This is a genomic window from Citrobacter sp. CK180 (assembly GCF_030333655.1).
GTDB lineage: Bacteria > Pseudomonadota > Gammaproteobacteria > Enterobacterales > Enterobacteriaceae > Citrobacter_B > Citrobacter_B koseri.
Genome location: NZ_JAOWFM010000055.1, coordinates 108,132 through 129,365, shown reverse-complemented (window position 1 = coordinate 129,365; position 21,234 = coordinate 108,132). Strand labels below are relative to the sequence as shown.

The 21,234-nt window shown below is 54.0% G+C and carries 22 protein-coding genes; 16 read left to right on the top strand and 6 right to left on the bottom strand.

Features of this window, described 5'->3' with window-relative positions:
- Positions 1–289 precede the first annotated feature (289 nt).
- From livK to ugpQ, 10 genes are all read left to right on the top strand, one after another.
- Entirely contained in the window at positions 290–1,399 is a 1,110-nt protein-coding gene (livK, locus tag OGV50_RS19480) for a high-affinity branched-chain amino acid ABC transporter substrate-binding protein LivK (protein WP_012135565.1), read from the top strand.
- 61 nt (positions 1,400–1,460) lie between these two features.
- Complete coding sequence (livH, locus tag OGV50_RS19475) at positions 1,461–2,387, top strand: high-affinity branched-chain amino acid ABC transporter permease LivH (RefSeq protein WP_012135564.1); 927 nt, start codon at positions 1,461–1,463, stop codon at positions 2,385–2,387.
- A complete protein-coding gene (gene livM / locus OGV50_RS19470; protein WP_012135563.1) occupies positions 2,384–3,661 on the top strand; it encodes a branched chain amino acid ABC transporter permease LivM in 1,278 nt (425 codons plus the stop codon). Before livH ends, livM begins: the two co-directional genes overlap by 4 nt.
- Positions 3,658–4,425: a high-affinity branched-chain amino acid ABC transporter ATP-binding protein LivG gene (livG, locus tag OGV50_RS19465; protein ID WP_047460588.1), complete on the top strand. Its 768-nt coding sequence runs from the start codon at positions 3,658–3,660 to the stop codon at positions 4,423–4,425. Before livM ends, livG begins: the two co-directional genes overlap by 4 nt.
- A 17-nt stretch (positions 4,426–4,442) precedes the next feature.
- Positions 4,443–5,156 (top strand): high-affinity branched-chain amino acid ABC transporter ATP-binding protein LivF, encoded by a 714-nt coding sequence (livF, locus tag OGV50_RS19460; RefSeq protein WP_047463875.1) that lies wholly within the window; start codon positions 4,443–4,445, stop codon positions 5,154–5,156.
- Positions 5,157–5,416: 260 nt separating this feature from the next.
- On the top strand, positions 5,417–6,733 hold the full coding sequence (ugpB, locus tag OGV50_RS19455) for a sn-glycerol-3-phosphate ABC transporter substrate-binding protein UgpB (protein ID WP_024131025.1): 1,317 nt from the start codon (positions 5,417–5,419) through the stop codon (positions 6,731–6,733).
- Between the two features lie 100 nt (positions 6,734–6,833).
- A complete protein-coding gene (gene ugpA / locus OGV50_RS19450) occupies positions 6,834–7,721 on the top strand; it encodes a sn-glycerol-3-phosphate ABC transporter permease UgpA (RefSeq protein ID WP_024131024.1) in 888 nt (295 codons plus the stop codon).
- Positions 7,718–8,563, top strand: a complete 846-nt coding sequence (gene ugpE, locus OGV50_RS19445; protein WP_200093157.1) for a sn-glycerol-3-phosphate ABC transporter permease UgpE — start codon at positions 7,718–7,720, stop codon at positions 8,561–8,563. Before ugpA ends, ugpE begins: the two co-directional genes overlap by 4 nt.
- Before the next feature lie 8 nt (positions 8,564–8,571).
- Positions 8,572–9,642: a sn-glycerol-3-phosphate import ATP-binding protein UgpC gene (locus OGV50_RS19440; RefSeq protein WP_012135556.1), complete on the top strand. Its 1,071-nt coding sequence runs from the start codon at positions 8,572–8,574 to the stop codon at positions 9,640–9,642.
- Positions 9,639–10,388, top strand: coding sequence for a glycerophosphodiester phosphodiesterase (gene ugpQ / locus OGV50_RS19435; protein ID WP_200093158.1), 750 nt, complete (start codon positions 9,639–9,641; stop codon positions 10,386–10,388). The genes OGV50_RS19440 and ugpQ overlap by 4 nt, the downstream gene beginning before the upstream one ends.
- Here the strand turns inward: ugpQ and OGV50_RS19430 are convergent.
- Positions 10,369–10,749, bottom strand: coding sequence for a DUF2756 family protein (locus tag OGV50_RS19430; protein WP_012135554.1), 381 nt, complete (start codon positions 10,747–10,749; stop codon positions 10,369–10,371). The two genes, ugpQ and OGV50_RS19430, sit on opposite strands and share 20 nt — an antisense overlap.
- Before the next feature lie 120 nt (positions 10,750–10,869).
- Between OGV50_RS19430 and ggt the strand changes: the two genes are divergently transcribed.
- Positions 10,870–12,615 (top strand): gamma-glutamyltransferase, encoded by a 1,746-nt coding sequence (gene ggt, locus OGV50_RS19425; RefSeq protein WP_049009224.1) that lies wholly within the window; start codon positions 10,870–10,872, stop codon positions 12,613–12,615.
- 87 nt (positions 12,616–12,702) lie between these two features.
- On the opposite strand, the gene OGV50_RS19420 is transcribed toward ggt, so the two are convergent.
- The 5 genes from OGV50_RS19420 to yhhY all read right to left on the bottom strand — a co-directional run bounded on the left by OGV50_RS19420 (position 12,703) and on the right by yhhY (position 15,515).
- Positions 12,703–12,963 (bottom strand): hypothetical protein, encoded by a 261-nt coding sequence (locus OGV50_RS19420; RefSeq protein ID WP_012135551.1) that lies wholly within the window; start codon positions 12,961–12,963, stop codon positions 12,703–12,705.
- 76 nt (positions 12,964–13,039) lie between these two features.
- A complete protein-coding gene (locus tag OGV50_RS19415) occupies positions 13,040–13,264 on the bottom strand; it encodes a YrhB domain-containing protein (protein ID WP_112001444.1) in 225 nt (74 codons plus the stop codon).
- A gap of 41 nt (positions 13,265–13,305) precedes the next feature.
- Positions 13,306–13,563 carry a hypothetical protein gene (locus OGV50_RS19410; RefSeq protein ID WP_012135548.1) on the bottom strand — a complete coding sequence of 86 codons (258 nt, stop codon included), beginning with the start codon at positions 13,561–13,563 and terminating at the stop codon, positions 13,306–13,308.
- A 1-nt stretch (position 13,564) separates the two neighbouring features.
- A complete protein-coding gene (gene tssD / locus OGV50_RS19405) occupies positions 13,565–14,818 on the bottom strand; it encodes a type VI secretion system tube protein TssD (protein WP_112001445.1) in 1,254 nt (417 codons plus the stop codon).
- Between the two features lie 208 nt (positions 14,819–15,026).
- Positions 15,027–15,515 (bottom strand): N-acetyltransferase, encoded by a 489-nt coding sequence (yhhY, locus tag OGV50_RS19400; RefSeq protein WP_200093159.1) that lies wholly within the window; start codon positions 15,513–15,515, stop codon positions 15,027–15,029.
- A gap of 520 nt (positions 15,516–16,035) precedes the next feature.
- Here yhhY and OGV50_RS19395 point away from each other — a divergent pair.
- From OGV50_RS19395 to gntU, 5 genes are all read left to right on the top strand, one after another.
- Positions 16,036–17,073: an oxidoreductase gene (locus tag OGV50_RS19395; RefSeq protein ID WP_049012101.1), complete on the top strand. Its 1,038-nt coding sequence runs from the start codon at positions 16,036–16,038 to the stop codon at positions 17,071–17,073.
- A 124-nt stretch (positions 17,074–17,197) separates the two neighbouring features.
- Complete coding sequence (yhhW, locus tag OGV50_RS19390) at positions 17,198–17,893, top strand: quercetin 2,3-dioxygenase (protein WP_012135544.1); 696 nt, start codon at positions 17,198–17,200, stop codon at positions 17,891–17,893.
- 296 nt (positions 17,894–18,189) lie between these two features.
- Complete coding sequence (gene gntR, locus OGV50_RS19385; protein ID WP_024131020.1) at positions 18,190–19,185, top strand: gluconate operon transcriptional repressor GntR; 996 nt, start codon at positions 18,190–18,192, stop codon at positions 19,183–19,185.
- A gap of 139 nt (positions 19,186–19,324) precedes the next feature.
- Positions 19,325–19,855, top strand: a complete 531-nt coding sequence (gene gntK / locus OGV50_RS19380) for a gluconokinase (protein WP_024131019.1) — start codon at positions 19,325–19,327, stop codon at positions 19,853–19,855.
- Complete coding sequence (gene gntU / locus OGV50_RS19375; RefSeq protein WP_047460635.1) at positions 19,855–21,195, top strand: gluconate transporter; 1,341 nt, start codon at positions 19,855–19,857, stop codon at positions 21,193–21,195. The genes gntK and gntU overlap by 1 nt, the downstream gene beginning before the upstream one ends.
- Positions 21,196–21,234: the final 39 nt, after the last annotated feature.

Below are 21,234 nucleotides of genomic sequence, written 5' to 3'. Positions count from 1 at the left end.
TTTCTTAATCGACTGAAAAATAGAGTGTTTGCTCTGATTTTGCATAAAAAGCTGTGCTAAACCATTAATGCAACAGGTAAAAATAGCATAGTTCAAAAAAAGCACAGTCTGCTTTTTAACCACATAAATACAAAATATATACACAAAATCATTCAAGGTGCATCAAGGCGGCAAGAGCGTGAATCCCCAGGTGCTTACATAAGTTAGTGACTGGGGTGAACGCACGTAGCCAACACCGGGGCAGCGTGAAGGATGAAGTGTAATAACGTCACGAATGGGGATTCAGTAAATGAAACGGAATGCGAAAACGATCATCGCAGGAGTGGTTGCACTGGCGATGTCGCATACGGCAATGGCGGACGATATTAAAGTCGCCGTTGTCGGGGCGATGTCCGGCCCGGTAGCGCAGTGGGGCGATATGGAATTTAACGGCGCGCGTCAGGCCATTAAAGACATCAACGCCAAAGGCGGCATCAAAGGCGATAAGCTGGTGGGCGTTGAGTATGACGACGCCTGTGACCCGAAACAGGCTGTCGCGGTGGCGAACAAAATCGTCAACGACGGCATTCAGTACGTTATCGGCCACCTGTGCTCCTCTTCCACACAGCCCGCGTCTGATATCTATGAAGATGAAGGCATCCTGATGATCTCCCCGGGCGCCACAAACCCGGAACTGACGCAGCGCGGCTACGAACACATCATGCGTACGGCGGGCCTGGACTCCTCCCAGGGGCCAACGGCGGCGAAATACATTCTTGAGAAAGTGAAGCCGCAGCGTATCGCCATTATTCATGATAAGCAGCAGTACGGCGAAGGTCTGGCGCGTTCCGTACAGGACAGCCTGAAAGCGGGCAACGCCAATATCGTGTTCTTTGACGGGATTACCGCTGGCGAGAAAGACTTTTCCGCGCTGATTGCCCGCCTGCAAAAAGAGAATATCGACTTCGTTTATTACGGCGGTTACTACCCGGAAATGGGCCAGATGCTGCGCCAGGCGCGCGCTATCGGCCTGAAAACCCAGTTTATGGGGCCAGAGGGCGTGGGCAATGCCTCACTGTCCAACATTGCTGGCGCGGCGGCAGAAGGCATGCTGGTGACGATGCCAAAACGCTATGACCAGGACCCGGCGAACAAAGGCATTGTCGATGCCCTTAAAGCCGACAAAAAAGATCCTACCGGCCCTTACGTGTGGATCACCTACGCTGCGGTGCAGTCGCTGGCAACCGCAATGGATCGTACCGGCAGCAAAGCGCCGCTCGATCTGGTGAAAGATCTGAAAGCACACGGGGCTGATACCGTGATTGGGCCGCTGAACTGGGATGAAAAAGGCGATCTGAAGGGATTTGAGTTTGGTGTCTTCCAGTGGCATGCCGACGGCTCATCGACCGTTGCCAAATAACGCCTGAAGACAAGTTATCCCTCCGCCCGCGCAAAACGGGCGGGTTGAGAAAGGTTACCTTATGTCCGAGCAGTTTCTCTATTTCTTGCAGCAGATGTTTAACGGCGTCACGCTGGGAAGCACCTATGCGCTGATCGCTATCGGCTATACGATGGTTTACGGCATTATCGGCATGATCAACTTCGCCCACGGCGAGGTCTATATGATCGGCAGCTATGTCTCTTTCATGATCATCGCCGCGCTGATGATGATGGGCATTGATACCAGCTGGCTGCTGGTCGCCGCCGGATTCGTCGGGGCTATCATTATCGCCAGCGCCTATGGCTGGAGTATTGAACGGGTGGCCTATCGGCCAGTGCGCAGTTCCAAGCGACTGATTGCGCTCATCTCCGCGATCGGGATGTCTATTTTCCTGCAAAACTACGTCAGTCTTACCGAAGGTTCGCGTGACGTGGCGCTCCCCAGTTTGTTTAACGGCCAGTGGATTATCGGCAGCAGCGAGAACTTCGCCGCCAGCATTACCACCATGCAGTTGGTCATCTGGATTGTCACTTTCCTGGCGATGCTGGCGCTGACGCTGTTCATCCGTTACTCCCGTATGGGACGCGCCTGCCGCGCCTGTGCGGAAGACCTGAAAATGGCGAGTCTGCTGGGCATTAATACCGACCGCGTGATTGCGCTGACCTTTGTGATTGGCGCGGCGATGGCGGCGGTGGCGGGCGTGCTGCTCGGTCAGTTCTATGGCGTTATCAACCCGTATATTGGCTTTATGGCCGGGATGAAGGCCTTCACCGCCGCGGTGCTTGGCGGCATCGGCAGCATTCCTGGCGCGATGATTGGCGGCCTGATTCTGGGCGTCGCCGAAGCGCTCTCCTCTGCGTACCTGAGTACCGAATATAAAGATGTGGTGTCGTTTGCGCTGCTGATTCTGGTGCTGCTGGTCATGCCGACCGGTATCCTGGGCCGCCCGGAGGTAGAGAAAGTATGAAACCGATGCATTTTGCGATGGCGCTGCTCTCTGCCGCCATGTTCTTCGTGCTGGCGGGCGTCTTTATGGGCGTTCAACTGGAACTCGATGGCACCAAACTGGTGGTGGGGACTGCTGCGGATATTCGCTGGCAGTGGGTGTTTATCGGTACTGCCGTGGTCTTTTTCTTCCAGTTGCTGCGACCGATTTTCCAGAAAAGCCTGAAGGGCATTTCCGGGCCTAAATTTGTTCTGCCAGCGATTGATGGCTCAACCGTGAAGCAGAAGCTGTTCCTGATTGCGCTGCTGGTCATCGCCGTTGTGTGGCCGTTTATGGTGTCGCGCGGCACCGTTGATATCGCCACGCTGACCATGATTTATATCATCCTCGGTCTTGGGCTGAACGTGGTGGTGGGGCTGTCTGGTCTGCTGGTACTGGGCTACGGCGGTTTCTACGCCATTGGCGCGTATACCTTCGCGTTGCTGAACCACTATTACGGTCTGGGGTTCTGGACCTGCCTGCCGCTGGCGGGGCTGGTTGCGGCGGCGGCGGGCTTCCTGCTCGGCTTCCCGGTATTGCGCCTGCGCGGCGACTACCTGGCGATTGTGACCTTAGGCTTTGGCGAGATTGTGCGCATCCTGCTGCTCAATAACACCGAAGTGACCGGCGGGCCGAACGGTATCAGCCAGATCCCGAAACCGACATTCTTCGGTCTGGAGTTCAGCCGTACCGCCCGTGAAGGCGGCTGGGATACCTTCAGCAACTTCTTCGGCGTGAAATACGATCCATCCGACCGCGTGATTTGGCTTTACCTGGTGGCGTTGCTGCTGGTCGTCTTCTCGCTGTTTGTGATCAACCGTCTGCTGCGTATGCCGCTGGGGCGGGCATGGGAAGCGCTGCGTGAAGATGAAATTGCCTGCCGTTCATTAGGCTTAAGCCCGACGCGCATTAAGCTGACGGCGTTTACCATCAGCGCCGCGTTTGCGGGGTTCGCCGGAACGCTGTTCGCCGCGCGCCAGGGCTTTGTCAGCCCGGAGTCGTTCACCTTTGCCGAATCCGCTTTTGTACTGGCGATTGTGGTGCTTGGCGGCATGGGTTCGCAGTTCGCGGTTATTCTCGCCGCCATCCTGCTGGTGGTATCGCGCGAGCTGATGCGTGACTTCAACGAATACAGCATGTTGATGCTCGGTGGTTTGATGGTACTGATGATGATCTGGCGTCCGCAGGGCTTGCTGCCGATGACCCGTCCGCAGTTGAAACTGAAAAACGGGGAAGCGAAAGGAGAGCAGGCATGAGTCAGCCATTATTATCCGTTAACGGCCTGATGATGCGCTTTGGCGGTCTGCTGGCGGTAAACAACGTTGAACTGGAGCTGCATCCACGCGAAATCGTCTCATTGATCGGGCCAAACGGCGCCGGGAAAACCACGGTCTTTAACTGCCTGACCGGTTTCTATAAACCGACCGGCGGCACCATTATGCTGCGCGATCAGCATCTGGAAGGGCTGCCGGGTCAGCAGATTGCCCGTATGGGCGTGGTGCGTACCTTCCAGCACGTCCGCCTGTTCCGTGAGATGACGGTGATTGAAAACCTGCTGGTGGCGCAACATCAGCAGTTGAAAACCGGCGTCTTTTCGGGTCTGTTGAAGACTCCGGCGTTCCGTCGGGCGCAGAGTGAAGCGCTCGATCGCGCCGCCACCTGGCTGGAGCGTATCGGCCTGCTGGAGCACGCCAACCGCCAGGCCAGCAACCTGGCCTACGGCGACCAGCGTCGTCTGGAGATCGCCCGCTGCATGGTGACGCAGCCGGAGATCCTGATGCTGGATGAACCGGCGGCGGGTCTGAACCCGAAAGAGACCAAAGAGCTGGACGAATTAATTGCGGAGCTGCGTAATCATCACAACACCACCATTCTGCTGATTGAGCATGATATGAAGCTGGTGATGGGGATTTCCGATCGCATTTACGTGGTGAACCAGGGAACGCCGCTGGCGAACGGGACGCCGGAAGAAGTTCGCAACAACCCGGACGTGATCCGCGCCTATTTAGGTGAAGCATAATGGTGGTGACGCATAAGATGGAAAAAGTCATGTTGTCCTTTGACAAAGTCAGTGCCCACTACGGCAAAATCCAGGCGCTGCACGAGGTGAGCCTGCATATTCGTCAGGGAGAAATCGTCACCCTGATTGGCGCCAACGGCGCGGGTAAAACCACGCTGCTCGGCACGTTATGCGGCGATCCGCGCGCCACCAGTGGTCGGATTGTGTTTGATGGCAAAGACATTACCGACTGGCAGACGGCGAAAATCATGCGTGAAGCGGTGGCGATTGTCCCGGAAGGGCGTCGCGTCTTTTCCCGTATGACGGTAGAAGAGAACCTGGCGATGGGCGGTTTTTTCGCCGAGCGCGACCAGTTTCAGGAGCGCATTAAGTGGGTTTACGCGCTGTTCCCGCGCTTGCATGAGCGTCGTATCCAGCGTGCGGGCACCATGTCCGGCGGTGAACAGCAGATGCTGGCGATTGGCCGCGCATTGATGAGCCAGCCGCGTTTGCTGCTGCTGGATGAGCCGTCCCTGGGTCTGGCGCCGATCATTATCCAGCAGATTTTCGATACCATCGAACAGCTGCGCGAGCAGGGAATGACCATCTTCCTCGTCGAGCAGAACGCGAATCAGGCGCTGAAGCTGGCGGATCGCGGCTACGTGCTGGAAAACGGTCATGTGGTGCTGGAAGATACCGGCGATGCGTTGCTGGCCAACGAAGCGGTGCGCAGCGCATACCTCGGAGGCTAAACCGTCTGTGTGCCCGGTGGCGCTACGCTTACCGGGCCTACTCGATCCTGTAGGCCGGGTAAGGCGAAGCCGCCACCCGGCTTTTTGTTTCTTCCATATTATCTTCACCATTCCATCATCTTCTTATCATCCTGCTGACGTTTGGCTGTCATTTATTTGTAACTAAAAAGTTATTTTTCTGTCATTCGCGCATGTCATGTTACCTCGCGAGCATAAAACGCGTGATATCGCGCATCCGGCACAACAAGAGAGATAAGCGAATGACATCGTTACGACATACAGCGTTAGGACTGGCGTTAAGCCTGGCATTCGTGGGAAACGCCATGGCCGTTACCACCATTCCATTCTGGCATTCTATGGAAGGCGAGCTGGGGAAAGAGGTTGATTCTCTGGCGCAACGTTTCAATGCGGCCAATCCTGATTACAAGATTGTGCCGGTGTATAAGGGCAACTATGAACAGAGCCTGAGCGCGGGTATCGCCGCGTTTCGTACCGGCAACGCTCCGGCGCTGTTGCAGGTTTATGAAGTCGGCACCGCGACTATGATGGCGTCGAAAGCGATTAAACCGGTCTATGAAGTGTTCAGCGACGCGGGCATCAGTTTCGATGAGTCGCAGTTTGTACCGACGGTGTCCGGTTACTACACCGATTCCAAAAGCGGACATCTGTTGTCCCAGCCGTTTAACAGCTCCACGCCGGTGCTGTACTACAACAAAGACGCTTTCAAAAAGGCCGGTTTAGATCCAGAGCAGCCGCCGAAAACCTGGCAGGATCTGGCGGAGTACACCGCGAAGCTGAAGGCGGCGGGAATGAAGTGCGGCTACGCCAGCGGCTGGCAGGGCTGGATTCAGATTGAAAACTTCAGCGCCTGGCATGGTCTGCCGGTCGCCACTCAAAATAACGGCTTTGACGGTACTGACGCGGTGCTGGAATTTAACAAGCCGGAGCAGGTGAAACATATCGCGCTGCTGGAAGAACTGAACAAGAAGGGTGATTTCAGCTACTTCGGGCGTAAAGACGAATCCACTGAGAAGTTCTACAACGGCGATTGCGCCATCACCACCGCCTCTTCCGGTTCTCTGGCGGATATCCGCCACTATGCCAAATTTAATTACGGCGTAGGCATGATGCCTTATGACGCGGATGCCAAAGATGCGCCGCAAAACGCCATTATCGGCGGGGCGAGCCTGTGGGTGATGCAGGGTAAAGACAAAGAGACCTACACCGGCGTGGCGAAATTCCTCGACTTCCTGGCGAAGCCGGAAAATGCCGCTGAATGGCATCAGAAAACCGGCTATCTGCCGATCACCAAAGCGGCTTACGACCTGACCCGCGAGCAGGGATTCTATGATAAGAACCCCGGCGCGGATATTGCCACGCGCCAGATGCTGAACAAGCCGCCGTTGCCGTTCACCAAAGGTCTGCGTCTGGGCAACATGCCGCAGATCCGCACCATTGTGGATGAGGAGCTGGAAAGCGTGTGGACCGGGAAGAAATCCCCGCAGCAGGCGCTGGATGCCGCCGTTGAGCGTGGTAATCAGCTGCTGCGTCGCTTTGAGCAGTCAACGAAATCGTAACGCATGATATGCCCGGAGGCGCTGCGCTTACCGGGCCTACAAGACCGTAGGCCGGGTAAGGCGAAGCCGCCACCCGGCACTGTTCAGGAATCAAATCTTCATGTCATCATCCCGTCCGGTGTTTCGCTCGCGTTGGCTGCCGTATTTGCTGGTTGCGCCGCAACTGGCGATCACCGTCATTTTCTTTATCTGGCCTGCGGGCGAAGCGCTGTGGTATTCGCTGCAAAGCGTCGATCCGTTTGGGCTGTCCAGCCAGTTTGTCGGTCTGGATAACTTTGTCGCCTTATTCCATGACAGCTACTACCTCGACTCCTTCTGGACGACGATGAAATTCAGTGCGCTGGTGACGGTAAGCGGCCTGTTGGTCTCACTGTTTTTCGCCGCGCTGGTGGATTACGTGGTACGCGCAAGCCGCCTGTATCAAACGCTGATGCTGCTGCCTTACGCCGTTGCGCCAGCGGTGGCCGCCGTACTGTGGATCTTCCTGTTCAACCCTGGGCGCGGGCTAATCACCCATTTTCTTGCCGGGTTCGGCTATGACTGGAACCATGCGCAACACAGCGGCCAGGCCATGTTTCTGGTGGTGTTCGCTTCAGTCTGGAAGCAGATTAGTTACAACTTCCTGTTCTTTTTTGCCGCGTTGCAATCCATTCCCCGCTCGCTGACGGAAGCGGCAGCGATTGATGGGGCGGGTCCGGTTCGGCGCTTCTTTAAACTTTCGCTACCGCTGATTGCGCCGGTTAGTTTCTTCCTGCTGGTGGTCAATCTGGTGTATGCCTTCTTCGACACCTTCCCGGTGATCGACGCCGCTACCGCAGGCGGACCGGTACAGGCGACGACCACGCTGATTTATAAGATTTACCGCGAAGGCTTTGCCGGACTGGATCTCTCCGCCTCTGCCGCACAGTCGGTGGTGCTGATGTTCCTCGTCATCATTCTGACGGTTATCCAGTTCCGCTATGTGGAAAGTAAGGTGCGTTACCAATGATTGAGAACCGTCGCGGGCTGACGATATTCAGCCACACTATGTTGATTCTGGGGATTGTGGTGATCCTGTTTCCCTTGTATGTCGCCTTTGTGGCGGCGACGCTGGACAACAGCGCGGTGTTCGATACGCCGATGACGCTCATTCCCGGAACGCATCTGCTGGAAAACATGGCAACGATCTGGGTTAACGGCGTGGGCGTGAACAGCGCGCCGTTCTGGCTGATGATGCTTAACAGTTTCATCATGGCTTTTAGCATTACGGTGGGGAAAATTACCGTTTCTATGCTGTCAGCGTTTGCCATTGTCTGGTTTCGTTTTCCGCTGCGTAATCTGTTTTTCTGGATGATCTTTATCACCCTGATGCTGCCGGTTGAGGTGCGTATTTTCCCGACGGTGGAAGTGATTGCCAATCTGAAAATGCTCGACAGCTACGCGGGTCTGACCCTGCCGCTGATGGCTTCAGCGACCGCCACCTTTCTGTTTCGCCAGTTCTTTATGACGCTGCCGGACGAGCTGATCGAAGCGGCGCGCATCGACGGTGCTTCACCGATGCGCTTTTTCCGCGACATCGTGCTGCCGCTGTCGAAAACCAATCTCGCGGCGCTGTTCGTCATCACCTTCATCTACGGCTGGAACCAGTACCTGTGGCCGTTGCTGATTATTACCGACGTTGATCTCGGCACTGCCGTTGCGGGGATTAAAGGCATGATCGCCACCGGGGAAGGCACTACTCAGTGGAATCAGGTGATGGCGGCGATGCTGCTGACCCTGATTCCCCCCGTCGTTATCGTTTTAGCCATGCAGCGCGCGTTTGTACGCGGCCTGGTGGACAGTGAGAAGTAGGAAATTTTATGGCTGGTTTGAAATTACAGGCAGTAACCAAAAGCTGGGACGGCAAAACCCAGGTCATACAGCCGTTAACGCTGGATGTGGCGGATGGCGAGTTTATTGTGATGGTTGGGCCGTCCGGCTGCGGTAAATCGACGCTGCTGCGTATGGTGGCCGGGCTTGAGCGGGTAACGAGCGGCGATATCTGGATTGACCGCCAGCGCGTTACGGAGATGGAGCCGAAAGACAGGGGCATTGCGATGGTGTTCCAGAACTACGCGCTCTACCCACACATGAGCGTAGAGGAGAACATGGCGTGGGGGCTGAAGATTCGCGGCATGGGCAAAGGGCATATTGCTGAACGGGTGAAAGAGGCGGCGCGGATTCTGGAGCTGGACGGTTTGCTCAAACGCCGTCCACGCGAGCTTTCCGGCGGCCAGCGCCAGCGTGTGGCAATGGGGCGTGCGATTGTGCGCGATCCGGCCGTCTTCCTGTTTGATGAGCCGCTGTCTAACCTTGACGCTAAATTGCGCGTCCAGATGCGCCTTGAGTTACAACATCTGCATCGCCGCCTGAAAACCACCTCGCTGTACGTGACGCACGATCAGGTCGAAGCGATGACGCTCGCCCAGCGGGTGATGGTGATGAACAAAGGCGTGGCGGAGCAAATCGGTACGCCGGTAGAGGTGTATGAGAAGCCTGCCAGCCGCTTTGTGGCGAGCTTTATCGGCAGCCCGGCGATGAACCTGCTGGAGGGGCGCATCAGCGCCGCAGGCACCCATTTTGAGCTGGAGAGCGGGATGGCGCTGCCCGTTAACTGGAACTATCGCCGCTATGCCGGGCGGAAAATGACGCTGGGTATCCGTCCTGAGCATATTGCGCTAAGCTCGCAGGCGGAAGGCGGCGTACCGCTGGTGATGGACACGCTGGAGATGCTGGGGGCGGATAACCTGGCGCACGGACGCTGGGGCGATCAAAAAATGGTCGTGCGGCTGGCGCATCAGCAACGCCCGACGGCAGGCGGCACGCTATGGCTGCATTTGCCGGAAAATCATCTGCATCTTTTCGATGGCGAAACAGGACAACGAGTATGAGTAACTGGCCTTATCCCCACATCGTCGCGCATCGCGGCGGCGGAAAACTCGCACCGGAAAACACGCTGGCGGCGATTGACGTGGGGGCGCGGTGCGGACACACGATGATTGAGTTTGACGTGAAGCTGTCGAAAGACGGCGAGATCTTTCTGCTGCATGACGACAACCTGGAGCGCACCAGTAACGGCTGGGGCGTGGCGGGGGAAGTCAACTGGCAGGATCTGCTGCGCGTTGATGCCGGGAGCTGGTTTAGCGGCAAGTTTAAAGGCGAGCCGTTGCCGCTGTTGTCTCAGGTAGCGGAACGCTGCCGCGAGCACGGCATGATGGCGAATATTGAAATTAAACCGACGACCGGCACCGGGCCATTGACGGGGAGAGTGGTGGCGCTGGCTGCGCGGGAGCTGTGGTCTGGAATGACCGCGCCTTTACTTTCATCGTTTGAAATTGATGCGCTGGAAGCGGCGCAACAGGCGGCGCCAGAGCTACCGCGCGGTTTACTGCTGGATGACTGGCGTGACGACTGGCATACGCTGACGACCCGGCTGGGCTGCGTCTCTGTTCATCTCAACCATAAATTGCTTGATGAAGCGCGGGTAAAAGTGCTCAAGGCGGCGGGACTGCGCATTCTGGTTTACACCGTCAACAAACCCCAGCGCGCGGCGGAACTGCTGCGCTGGGGCGTGGACTGCATCTGTACCGATGCCATTGATGTGATTGGGCCGGATTTTACTGCGGCGAGTTATTGAGCATATCGCCACTCTGTCGCTGGGGCAGCAGATGTTGCTGACCGCTGCTCTGGCGGGTTCCACCGCTTAACATACCGCCATTGTTGTTTGGTAAAACCTGCTCACGCACCTGGCCCTGCTGGACCCGCTGCGCGTTATTGTTCATCTGCGTTTGCAGATGCTGTTGCTGAAGCTGGGTCTGCGTTTTTAACTGCTGGTTAAGCATCCCTTTCTGCTGGGTCTGCTGCGTCTGCATTTGGGTTTGCATCCGCTGTTGACTCGGGATCTGATACCCCGGCTGATTCGGGTTATTCATGGTGTTGATGGGCTGCGCAAAGCCGGAAAACGGCAGTAGCGCCGCTAAAATTAAGAGTCGTTTCATCGTCTTTCCTCCTCTGGGGGGATCTATTAAGTTTACTCCTTTCCCGCCGCAACGATGATTATTTCAGAGTTATGCACCAGGCTTAGTGGGGGGCTGACCCCGTATCTCTGGAGAATAACGATGATGAAACCGACGTTTTTGCGCCGGGTAGCCATTGCTGCTCTGCTCTCAGGAAGTTGTTTTAGTGTTGTTGCCGCGCCGCCTGCGCCACCTCCGGTGTCATACGGTGTTGAAGAGGATGTTTTCCACCCTGTTCGTGCGAAGCAGGGGATGGTGGCATCCGTGGATGCGATGGCGACCCAGGTTGGCGTCGATATCCTTAAGCAAGGGGGAAATGCCGTCGATGCGGCGGTTGCCGTTGGCTATGCGCTGGCGGTGACGCATCCGCAGGCAGGGAACCTCGGCGGCGGGGGTTTTATGCTGCTGCGCACCAAAGACGGGAACACCACGGCGATCGACTTCCGCGAAATGGCGCCAGCCAATGCCACCCGCGATATGTTCCTGGACGATCAGGGCAATCCTGACAGTAAAAAATCGCTGACGTCGCACCTGGCGACCGGTACGCCGGGCACCGTGGCCGGATTCTCGCTGGCGCTGGAGAAATACGGCACCCTGCCGCTCAACAAAGTGATACGCCCGGCGATGAAACTTGCGGATGAGGGATTCGTCGTCAACGATGCGCTGGCGGATGACCTGAAAACCTACGGTAGTGAGGTGCTGCCGAATTATGAAAACAGCAAGGCCATTTTCTGGAAAGACGGCGAACCGCTGAAGAAGGGCGACAAGCTGGTGCAGAAAAACCTGGCGAAAAGTCTGGAGATGATTGCTGAGAATGGCCCGGATGCCTTCTACAAAGGGGCAATAGCCGACCAGATCGCACAGGAGATGCAGAAGAACGGGGGGCTTATCACCAAAGAGGATCTGGCGGCTTACAAAGCGGTAGAACGCACGCCGATTAGCGGCGACTATCGCGGGTATCAGGTCTTTTCGATGCCGCCTCCGTCCTCCGGCGGCATTCATATCGTGCAGATCCTCAATATCCTTGAAAACTTCGACATGAAGAAATACGGGTTTGGCAGCGCCGATGCCATGCAGATAATGGCTGAAGCGGAGAAATATGCCTATGCCGATCGGTCGGAGTATCTCGGCGACCCGGATTTTGTGAAGGTGCCGTGGCAGGCGCTGACCAGTAAAGCGTATGCGAAATCCATTGCCGATCAGATAGATATTAATAAAGCCAAACCGTCCAGCGAGATTCGCCCCGGTAAACTGGCGCCGTACGAAAGCAATCAGACCACCCATTTCTCGGTGGTGGATAAAGACGGCAACGCGGTGGCCGTCACCTACACCCTGAACACCACGTTTGGTACCGGGATTGTGGCGGGAAACACCGGAATTCTGCTCAACAATGAGATGGATGACTTCTCCGCGAAACCTGGCGTACCAAACGTTTACGGTCTGGTGGGCGGCGATGCTAACGCTGTAGGGCCGAAGAAACGTCCGCTGTCGTCAATGTCGCCGACCATTGTGGTGAAAGACGGCAAAACCTGGCTGGTGACAGGCAGCCCTGGCGGAAGTCGTATTATCACTACCGTGCTGCAAATGGTGGTCAACAGCATCGATTTCGGGATGAATGTCGCTGAGGCGACCAACGCACCGCGTTTCCATCATCAGTGGCTGCCGGATGAGCTGCGCGTGGAAAAGGGCTTTAGCCCGGATACGCTGAAACTCCTGGAACAGCGTGGGCAAAAAGTCGCGCTGAAAGAAGCGATGGGCAGCACCCAGAGCATCATGGTCGGGCCGGATGGTTCGCTGTACGGCGCATCTGACCCGCGCTCAGTCGATGATTTAACGGCGGGATACTAAGGATAACGGCCCTCTTCGGTGGAAGGGGGCTTATCAGGGAGTTCTGGCTGTGACCTTGTTTTTCAACAGCATTATTCTGCACGGCGGTTATGGTACGTTATTGTCAGTATCAGTATTCTTGATTAGCCTGTATCCTTTTTCAGATACGCGATAGTAAGGCATGGACTTATGCCCACTATCTTCAATATTTACCAGACACTCGCTAGCCAATTTATTCACAATATTAACGACATTGCTGAACCCCGGGATTCTTTTCATGGAAAGCGTGCGATCCAGATTCATCCAGTTCCAGTTAATATCTTTTTCGGCCATAACTTTTAGTACGTTAAGTTCAGTTTCAGTTATCATAGTTAATTGTATCCGGGTAAGCTTAGCTTCGTGCTTTTTTGCTCTCTTCGTAGTCTTTTAAATATTTCTCCAGCGGCTAGGTAGTACCTAAATCAAAGATTTCACCGCTATCTTTATCGATGATGAAAGGAGTGTTTCCTGCCAGACGGGAAGCGTTGTCTCCGGTTTTGAGATACTCCATTGATTCGAAACAAAAAAACCAACCTTCTGTAAATCTTCCGTGGAGTGTGATGACGACAGGAGTATCTGCATCGTGAAGATACTTATTGGCTTTGTTTATGGCTTCTTTGTAAGTGATCATTAGCATTCCCCTTAAAGCGCATAACTTTATTATCTGGATTTCTACTTTTTCCGCTCAAGCCCAATATATTCTACAAAACCTTCTCCTGAATAAATATTCATTCTTATTCTAAGTATATCTATTGTATCTTTTGCTAGCTCTTTAGGAATGAACAGCACAAAAACTCTGTCGTCACCATCAATAATTACTCCTGAAGCCAATTGTGAAAATATATTGTCTGGCAATATATAATCACCCAATGTCTTTCTGCTAATTTCTTTTGCTTTTCGTTCTAAAATGTCTAAAGGTATTTTTTTCATTCTATGGTCTCCATTCTGGGCTAATTAAATCGCCATCAGGTGAAAAGTTGAACCTGCGTCCATAAGGATCAGATATAGAACTCTTACTATTCAAATTGTGATCCTTAAATATCTTCAAAATCGCTCTATCACCAAGAGAAGATCTTAATGTTCCATCTGGATGAACATGGCTGGACCATCGCCAACCTTTAGCAGCAAGCTCTTCAGCTTCAACAATACCTATTGGTACTCCGGTTGCATTTCCGCGAATAATCAATCTTCTACCACCTGTTGTAAACATTGCAAACTCGTCACCTGTAGCTGCACTAAGCGCTGCTAAATCATTCTGCCCAAAGCCTTTGGTTACAATAATTCTTGAGCCCATTTTGGGCAATTGTGTCAGCGTTTTTGTTTGTGCAACACTCAAGTCTTCAGCACCAGCGGCAATTGCGCGGTAATTTTGTCCTGTTGTTGCAATGGTAATGGTGTCAATGCTATCTGGAACTGATAGTGTCTTCCAGACTTTTGCCTGTCCGAACTTTTCCACCTCCGAAGCTAATCCTAACCGCCCCATACCAAAGACAGAAGCGATTGATGCTAAGGCTATTATGGTTCCTTTCGTTTGATCATTCAGGACGTGATCATATCCCTTAATCGCATCTCCTCCCAACTTTTCTGCCGTTTCCCTGAAACCTTCGATATTCCCGTTGTAGATACCTCCGGCGGCAAGCAATCTGCCAACCCCTTTGCTGTTTAACGTTTTGAGGCTGTTATCTGCGGGTGTTTTTGGACGGGGGATAAACAGACGGTTGTAGTTCTCGGGCAAGGCCAGGTAGCTAAACTCAGTGTTGGCAATAAGGTGTTTGCAGAGGATATATTCATAGCTGATGGTTATTGTTTCTGTATCTAAATTATTTTCGCTGAATTGGTGTTGAATACCTGATAGAAATGCTCCCCGCAGTTGAATATAATAATACTTCTCCCATCTACCGAATCTATTGATGCGGTAGAAATAAAAATCCATATACAACTGCTCGTTGTTGTTAATAGCATTAACAAACAACGGTGTACTTTTATCGATCAGTTTACAAAATCGCAATCCGTGTAAATGAGAACCTTTACCAGTACTGGTTATGCTATTCGAGAGTGAAAATACGAAAATTTCATCCTCGTGTCCGGTTTGCCAGCGGTTGCCCACTGAGGCTATCGTTCCACATCCATCGGAAATAGCACCTTGCAACTCCCCTGCAATTGTCAGGTAGACAATATTCCCCATTATTACATTATCCTTTAATAACGGCATGCTAAATGTATTAGCCGTGAATCCTTTCTTTATTATCTGTTTACGCTCTATTCTCAGATTCGTATACAGAGTTAATAAATGTTTTCACTTTAGCCAAATATTATTGAGGATATTCTGAATTGGGCCGGACTACTTTTAATTACGGGATATTCCCCTCTCCTGGATAGAGGGGAGGCGAAAATTACTTCATCCGCGCCATAAAGTATGCGTCGACATACTCACCGTTACGCAGTGCGTACTTCTTGCCGGTGCCTTCAATCTCAAAACCATGCTTCTTGTAGACCGCCACGGCGGGTTCATTATCGACAAATACCGTTAGCTCGATACGCTCCACACGCAGCCAGTTATCACACATGTCGATCATGGTACGGAGCAGCGCGCTGGCGACCCCACGATTTTGCCACCGCGCATCAACACTGATGCCAAAATCGGCGACATGGCTGCGGCGCGGACGCTGGATGACCGCAATGGTGAGATGCCCAACGACAGTATCGTCAATACAGGCGACCAGCTGTTTGATGCCGGGCTGGTCGGCTAACCGCTCCTGCCACATCGCACTGGAAGGATGAGGAACCTGTAGCGTGTTGTGATACACCTCCGGCTGGGCATGGATCTGACGAATTGCGTCGTAATCTTTTGGTTCCGCGTGGCGTATCACTATCTCGCTCATTTCTGTGTCCTTAGCAGGTTAAAAGTCCTTTTAAACATCATTGACTTTAAAAACGGAGTCAACTGCATTTTTTTGCAAAAAGTATTGGACAAGTGCGAATGAGAATGATTATTATTGCTCTGCGTTCAGGGAGACCCTTGCGGAGAACCTGAAAGCACGACATTGCTCACATTGCTTCCAGTATTACTTTAGCCAGCCGGGTGCTGGCTTTTTTTTTGAGCTGGGTGTTCGGCCTGGCTTACTTGTCATTTTGTCCCCGGGAAGTGCTCGTGCTCCTCACGTACATTTAGTACGCTCCGGGCCCTGCGCGCTTGCCGTGAACAAACTGACCGCGACGCCGACGACCGATCTTGAGGCTTCTTCTTTTGTAGGCCGGATAAGGCAAAGCCGTCATCCGGCAATGGCTCTTGTGACGCCGGATGGCGCTTATGCTTATCCAGCCTACGATCGTTTCACCGCTATTTCCCACATGTTGTTTGCGCTATGGTGTATGCAATCACCTTTCAAAAAGGACACTCCCATGACCTTACACTGCGCATTTATTGGCTTTGGTAAAAGCACCACCCGCTACCATCTGCCGTATGTTCTTAACCGTAAAGGCAGCTGGCATGTTGCGCATATCTTCCGCCGTCACGCGAAGCCGGAAGAGCAGGCGCCGATCTACTCGCATATTCACTTCACCAGCGATCTTGATGAAGTGCTGAACGATCCGCAGGTAAAACTGGTGATCGTCTGTACCCATGCGGACAGCCATTTTGACTACGCCCGGCGCGCGCTGGAGGCGGGAAAAAACGTGCTGGTGGAAAAACCGTTTACGCCAACGCTTGCCGAGGCGAAAGTGTTGTTCGAACTGGCGCGGAGCAAAGGGCTGACCGTCACGCCGTACCAGAACCGCCGCTTTGACTCCTGTTTCCTGACCGCCAAAAAAGCGATTGAGAGCGGCAAACTGGGCGAGATTGTTGAAGTTGAAAGCCACTTTGATTACTACCGACCGGTTGCGGAAACCAAACCTGGCCTGCCGCAGGACGGCGCGTTTTACGGCCTCGGCGTGCATACGATGGATCAAATTATTTCGCTGTTCGGACGCCCGGACCATGTGGCCTATGACATCCGCAGCCTGCGCAATAAAGCCAACCCGGATGATACGTTCGAAGCGCAGCTGTTTTACGGCGATCTGAAAGCCATCGTTAAAACCAGCCATTTAGTGAAGATCGATTACCCGAAATTTATCGTTCACGGCACCAGAGGCTCGTTTGTGAAGTACGGCATCGACCAGCAGGAAACCAGCCTGAAGGCCAATATCATGCCCGGCGAACCGGGGTTTGCGGCGGATGATTCTGTCGGCCTGCTGGAATACGTTAATGACGAAGGCGTGACGGTGAAAGAAGAGATGAAACCGGAGGTCGGCGACTATGGCCGCGTTTATGACGCCCTGTTCGAGACCATTACGCATGGCGTGCCGAATTACGTCAAGGAATCTGACGTTCTCACCAACCTTGAGATCCTTGAGCGGGCGTTTGAACAGGCGTCTCCGGCCACAGTAACCCTTGCAAAATAAACAAAATCAACGCCTCTGGGCTTGTTCATAATTTTTGAACAGAGGAGTCAATTTTCACCCTCTATGATCCCGTCTGGATTGGGTTCACACTTACTCCATCGAAAACATCTGGGGGGTGAATACAATGATCTACTTACGCAAAGCAAACGACCGTGGTCATGCGAATCATGGCTGGCTGGATTCCTGGCATACTTTCTCTTTTGCAAACTACTATGACCCTAACTTTATGGGCTTTTCGGCACTGCGCGTGATTAACGATGACGTTATTGAAGCAGGCCAGGGCTTTGGGACGCACCCGCATAAAGACATGGAAATCCTGACCTATGTGCTGGAAGGCGCAGTGGAACACCAGGACAGCATGGGTAACAAAGAGCAGGTTCCTGCCGGTGAGTTCCAGATAATGAGCGCCGGGACGGGCATTCGTCACTCGGAATACAACCCGAGCAATACCGACCGCCTGCGTTTGTATCAGATCTGGATCATGCCGCAGGAAAACGGGATTACGCCGCGTTACGAGCAGCGTCGTTTTGACGCCGTACAGGGCAAACAGCTGGTGCTGTCGCCGGATGCGCGCGACGGTTCGCTGAAAGTGAATCAGGACATGGAACTGTACCGTTGGGCGCTGCTGAAAGACGAACAGTCGGTACACCAGATCTCCGCCGAACGCCGCATCTGGATTCAGGTGGTGAAAGGTAACGTCACCATTAACGGCACCAAAGCGTCTACCAGCGATGGTCTGGCGATTTGGGATGAGCAGGCGATCTCCATCCATGCCGACAGCGATAGCGAAGTGTTGTTGTTCGACCTGCCGCCAGTTTAAAAATACACGTCATCCTTCAAGCCGCATCTTTGTTGGCTTCCTGGCTTACCCCGGTCGCGTACTTGATGTACGCTTCCGGGGATTTAATGAGGGACATCCTTGTCCCTCACCAGAGGCAACCTTCGGTTGTTCAAATTCGTTCCTGACGAATTTGTCACTGCGTCGCCGCCTTGATGCAACTCGAATGATTTAGTGTATTTCTCACAATACAAAAACAACCTTAGTTTTCTCTGCGAAGGTTCATGCACGTCCGTGGTAAACTGGGGAAATCTATCCCTTTTATGCCTTTCAGGACGATGAAAAAGAAAAGACCCGTACTTCAGGATGTGGCTGACCGCGTAGGCGTGACCAAAATGACGGTCAGCCGTTTTCTGCGTAACCCGGAGCAGGTCTCCGTCGCGCTGCGGGGCAAGATCGCTGCTGCACTTGATGAACTGGGTTACATTCCCAATCGTGCTCCCGATATTCTTTCTAACGCGACCAGCCGTGCGGTGGGCGTTCTGCTGCCGTCGTTAACCAACCAGGTTTTCGCCGAGGTGTTACGCGGAATTGAGACCGTCACCGATGCCCACGGCTATCAGACGATGCTGGCGCACTACGGCTATAAGCCGGAAATGGAACAGGAACGTCTGGAGTCGATGCTGTCATGGAACATTGACGGGCTAATCCTCACTGAACGTACCCATACGCCGCGCACGCTCAAAATGATTGAAGTCGCGGGCATTCCGGTGGTGGAGCTGATGGACAGCAAATCGCCATGCCTCGATATCGCCGTCGGTTTTGACAACTTTGAAGCCGCTCGTCAGATGACTGCCGCGATTATCGCGCGCGGCCATCGTCATATCGCCTATCTGGGGGCGCGCCTCGACGAACGTACTATCATCAAACAGAAGGGCTATGAACAGGCCATGCTGGACGCCGGGCTGGTGCCCTACAGCGTGATGGTGGAGCAATCGTCGTCTTACTCTTCCGGGATTGAGCTGATCCGCCAGGCAAGACGCGAATACCCGCAGCTGGACGGTATTTTCTGTACCAACGATGACCTTGCCGTCGGGGCGGCGTTCGAATGCCAGCGTTTAGGGCTCAAAATTCCTGATGATATGGCGATTGCCGGTTTCCACGGCCACGACATTGGTCAGGTGATGGAACCGCGTCTGGCCAGCGTACTCACGCCGCGTGAGCGGATGGGCAGTATCGGCGCAGAGCGCCTGCTGGCGCGCATACGCGGTGAAGCGGTGACGCCTAAAATGTTAGATTTAGGTTTCACCTTGTCACCGGGTGGATCTATTTAGTCCAACAAATTTGAAGTAGCTCACACTTATTCACTTCTGCCACGAATGGATATTGCTTCTATTCTGGTCCGGCCGGACAATGTTACCGATAACAGTTACCCGTAACAATTCCTGATCCTTGTACTGTGGGGGCACCACTTTGAGCACGACTAACCATGATCACCACATTTACGTTCTGATGGGCGTATCAGGCAGTGGCAAATCCGCTGTCGCCAGCGAAGTGGCGCATCAGCTGCATGCCGCGTTTCTTGATGGCGATTTTCTCCATCCGCGTTGCAACATCATGAAAATGGCCTCCGGCGAGCCGTTGAATGACGACGACCGCAAGCCGTGGTTACAGGCGCTGAACGATGCGGCGTTTGCGATGCAGCGAACCAATAAGGTATCGCTGATTGTCTGTTCCGCACTGAAAAAACACTATCGCGACCTGCTGCGCGACGGTAACCCAAACCTGTCTTTCATCTACCTGAAAGGGGATTTTGACGTTATCGAAAGCCGCCTGAAGGCACGTAAAGGCCACTTCTTTAAAACGCAGATGCTGGTAACTCAGTTTGACACGCTGGAAGAGCCGGGCGCTGACGAGAGCGATGTACTGGTGGTGAATATCGATCAGCCGCTGGAAGGTGTCGTGGCAAGCACCATTGAGGTCATTAACAAAGGCAGTAAGTAGTGAGTACATTAACGCTTGTTTTAACAGCAGTAGGTTCTGTTTTACTGCTGCTGTTTTTAGTGATGAAGGCGCGTATGCACGCCTTCGTTGCTTTGATGGTGGTGTCTATTGGCGCAGGTCTTTTTTCCGGTATGCCGCTCGATAAAATCGCGGCGACGATGGAAAAAGGGATGGGCGGTACGCTTGGCTTCCTGGCGATTGTCGTCGCACTGGGCGCCATGTTCGGCAAAATTTTGCATGAGACGGGCGCAGTCGATCAGATTGCCGTCAAAATGCTCAAATCTTTCGGCCACAGCCGCGCGCATTACGCGATTGGTCTGGCGGGGCTGATTTGCGCGCTGCCGCTGTTCTTTGAAGTCGCCATTGTGCTGCTGATCAGCGTCGCATTCTCTATGGCGCGCCATACCGGAACAAACCTTGTGAAACTGGTCATTCCGCTGTTTGCGGGCGTGGCGGCGGCTGCGGCGTTTCTGCTGCCCGGGCCTGCGCCGATGCTGCTGGCGTCCCAAATGCACGCTGATTTTGGCTGGATGATCCTGATTGGTCTGTGCGCGGCAATCCCTGGCATGATCATCGCCGGGCCGCTGTTTGGTAATTTCATTGGCCGCTATGTGGAACTGCACGTCCCGGACGACATTACCGAACCGCATCTGGGCGAAGGTAAAATGCCGTCGTTTGGCTTCAGCCTCTCGCTGATCCTGCTGCCGCTGGTGCTGGTAGGGCTGAAAACGATCGCCGCGCGCTTTGTCGCGGAAGGTTCCAGCGCTTACGAATGGTTTGAGTTTATCGGCCACCCGTTCACCGCGATTCTGGTGGCGTGCCTGGTGGCAATCTATGGCCTGGCGGTGCGTCAGGGGATGGCGAAAGATAAAGTCATGGCAATCTGCGGTCAGGCGCTGCAACCGGCGGGCATTATTCTGTTGGTGATTGGCGCAGGCGGCGTGTTCAAGCAGGTTCTGGTGGATTCCGGCGTTGGCCCGGCGCTGGGCGAAGCGTTAACCGGCATGGGCTTGCCGATTGCCATCACCTGCTTCGTGCTGGCGGCAGCGGTGCGTATCATTCAGGGTTCCGCGACCGTCGCGTGCTTAACGGCGGTGGGGCTGGTGATGCCGGTGGTGGAACAACTGAACTTCTCCGGCGCGCAGATGGCGGCATTGTCTATCTGTATCGCGGGCGGTTCTATCGTGGTCAGCCACGTAAACGACGCCGGTTTCTGGCTGTTCGGTAAATTCACTGGCGCGACCGAAGCGCAAACGCTGAAGACCTGGACGATGATGGAAACTATTCTCGGCACCGTCGGCGCGATTGTCGGTATGATTGCGTTCCAGCTTCTGAGCTGAGTCTTGTTGCCCGGTGGCGCGCCGCTTACCGGGCCTACA

Bases quoted from the DNA above. Each gene is read 5' to 3' on its own strand.
- livK (WP_012135565.1), top strand. From the start codon at position 290: ATGAAACGGAATGCGAAAACGATCATCGCAGGAGTGGTTGCACTGGCG.
- livH (WP_012135564.1), top strand. From the start codon at position 1,461: ATGTCCGAGCAGTTTCTCTATTTCTTGCAGCAGATGTTTAACGGCGTC.
- livM (WP_012135563.1), top strand. From the start codon at position 2,384: ATGAAACCGATGCATTTTGCGATGGCGCTGCTCTCTGCCGCCATGTTC.
- livG (WP_047460588.1), top strand. From the start codon at position 3,658: ATGAGTCAGCCATTATTATCCGTTAACGGCCTGATGATGCGCTTTGGC.
- livF (WP_047463875.1), top strand. From the start codon at position 4,443: ATGGAAAAAGTCATGTTGTCCTTTGACAAAGTCAGTGCCCACTACGGC.
- ugpB (WP_024131025.1), top strand. From the start codon at position 5,417: ATGACATCGTTACGACATACAGCGTTAGGACTGGCGTTAAGCCTGGCA.
- ugpA (WP_024131024.1), top strand. From the start codon at position 6,834: ATGTCATCATCCCGTCCGGTGTTTCGCTCGCGTTGGCTGCCGTATTTG.
- ugpE (WP_200093157.1), top strand. From the start codon at position 7,718: ATGATTGAGAACCGTCGCGGGCTGACGATATTCAGCCACACTATGTTG.
- OGV50_RS19440 (WP_012135556.1), top strand. From the start codon at position 8,572: ATGGCTGGTTTGAAATTACAGGCAGTAACCAAAAGCTGGGACGGCAAA.
- ugpQ (WP_200093158.1), top strand. From the start codon at position 9,639: ATGAGTAACTGGCCTTATCCCCACATCGTCGCGCATCGCGGCGGCGGA.
- OGV50_RS19430 (WP_012135554.1), bottom strand. From the start codon at position 10,749: ATGAAACGACTCTTAATTTTAGCGGCGCTACTGCCGTTTTCCGGCTTT.
- ggt (WP_049009224.1), top strand. From the start codon at position 10,870: ATGATGAAACCGACGTTTTTGCGCCGGGTAGCCATTGCTGCTCTGCTC.
- OGV50_RS19420 (WP_012135551.1), bottom strand. From the start codon at position 12,963: ATGATAACTGAAACTGAACTTAACGTACTAAAAGTTATGGCCGAAAAA.
- OGV50_RS19415 (WP_112001444.1), bottom strand. From the start codon at position 13,264: ATGATCACTTACAAAGAAGCCATAAACAAAGCCAATAAGTATCTTCAC.
- OGV50_RS19410 (WP_012135548.1), bottom strand. From the start codon at position 13,563: ATGAAAAAAATACCTTTAGACATTTTAGAACGAAAAGCAAAAGAAATT.
- tssD (WP_112001445.1), bottom strand. From the start codon at position 14,818: ATGGGGAATATTGTCTACCTGACAATTGCAGGGGAGTTGCAAGGTGCT.
- yhhY (WP_200093159.1), bottom strand. From the start codon at position 15,515: ATGAGCGAGATAGTGATACGCCACGCGGAACCAAAAGATTACGACGCA.
- OGV50_RS19395 (WP_049012101.1), top strand. From the start codon at position 16,036: ATGACCTTACACTGCGCATTTATTGGCTTTGGTAAAAGCACCACCCGC.
- yhhW (WP_012135544.1), top strand. From the start codon at position 17,198: ATGATCTACTTACGCAAAGCAAACGACCGTGGTCATGCGAATCATGGC.
- gntR (WP_024131020.1), top strand. From the start codon at position 18,190: ATGAAAAAGAAAAGACCCGTACTTCAGGATGTGGCTGACCGCGTAGGC.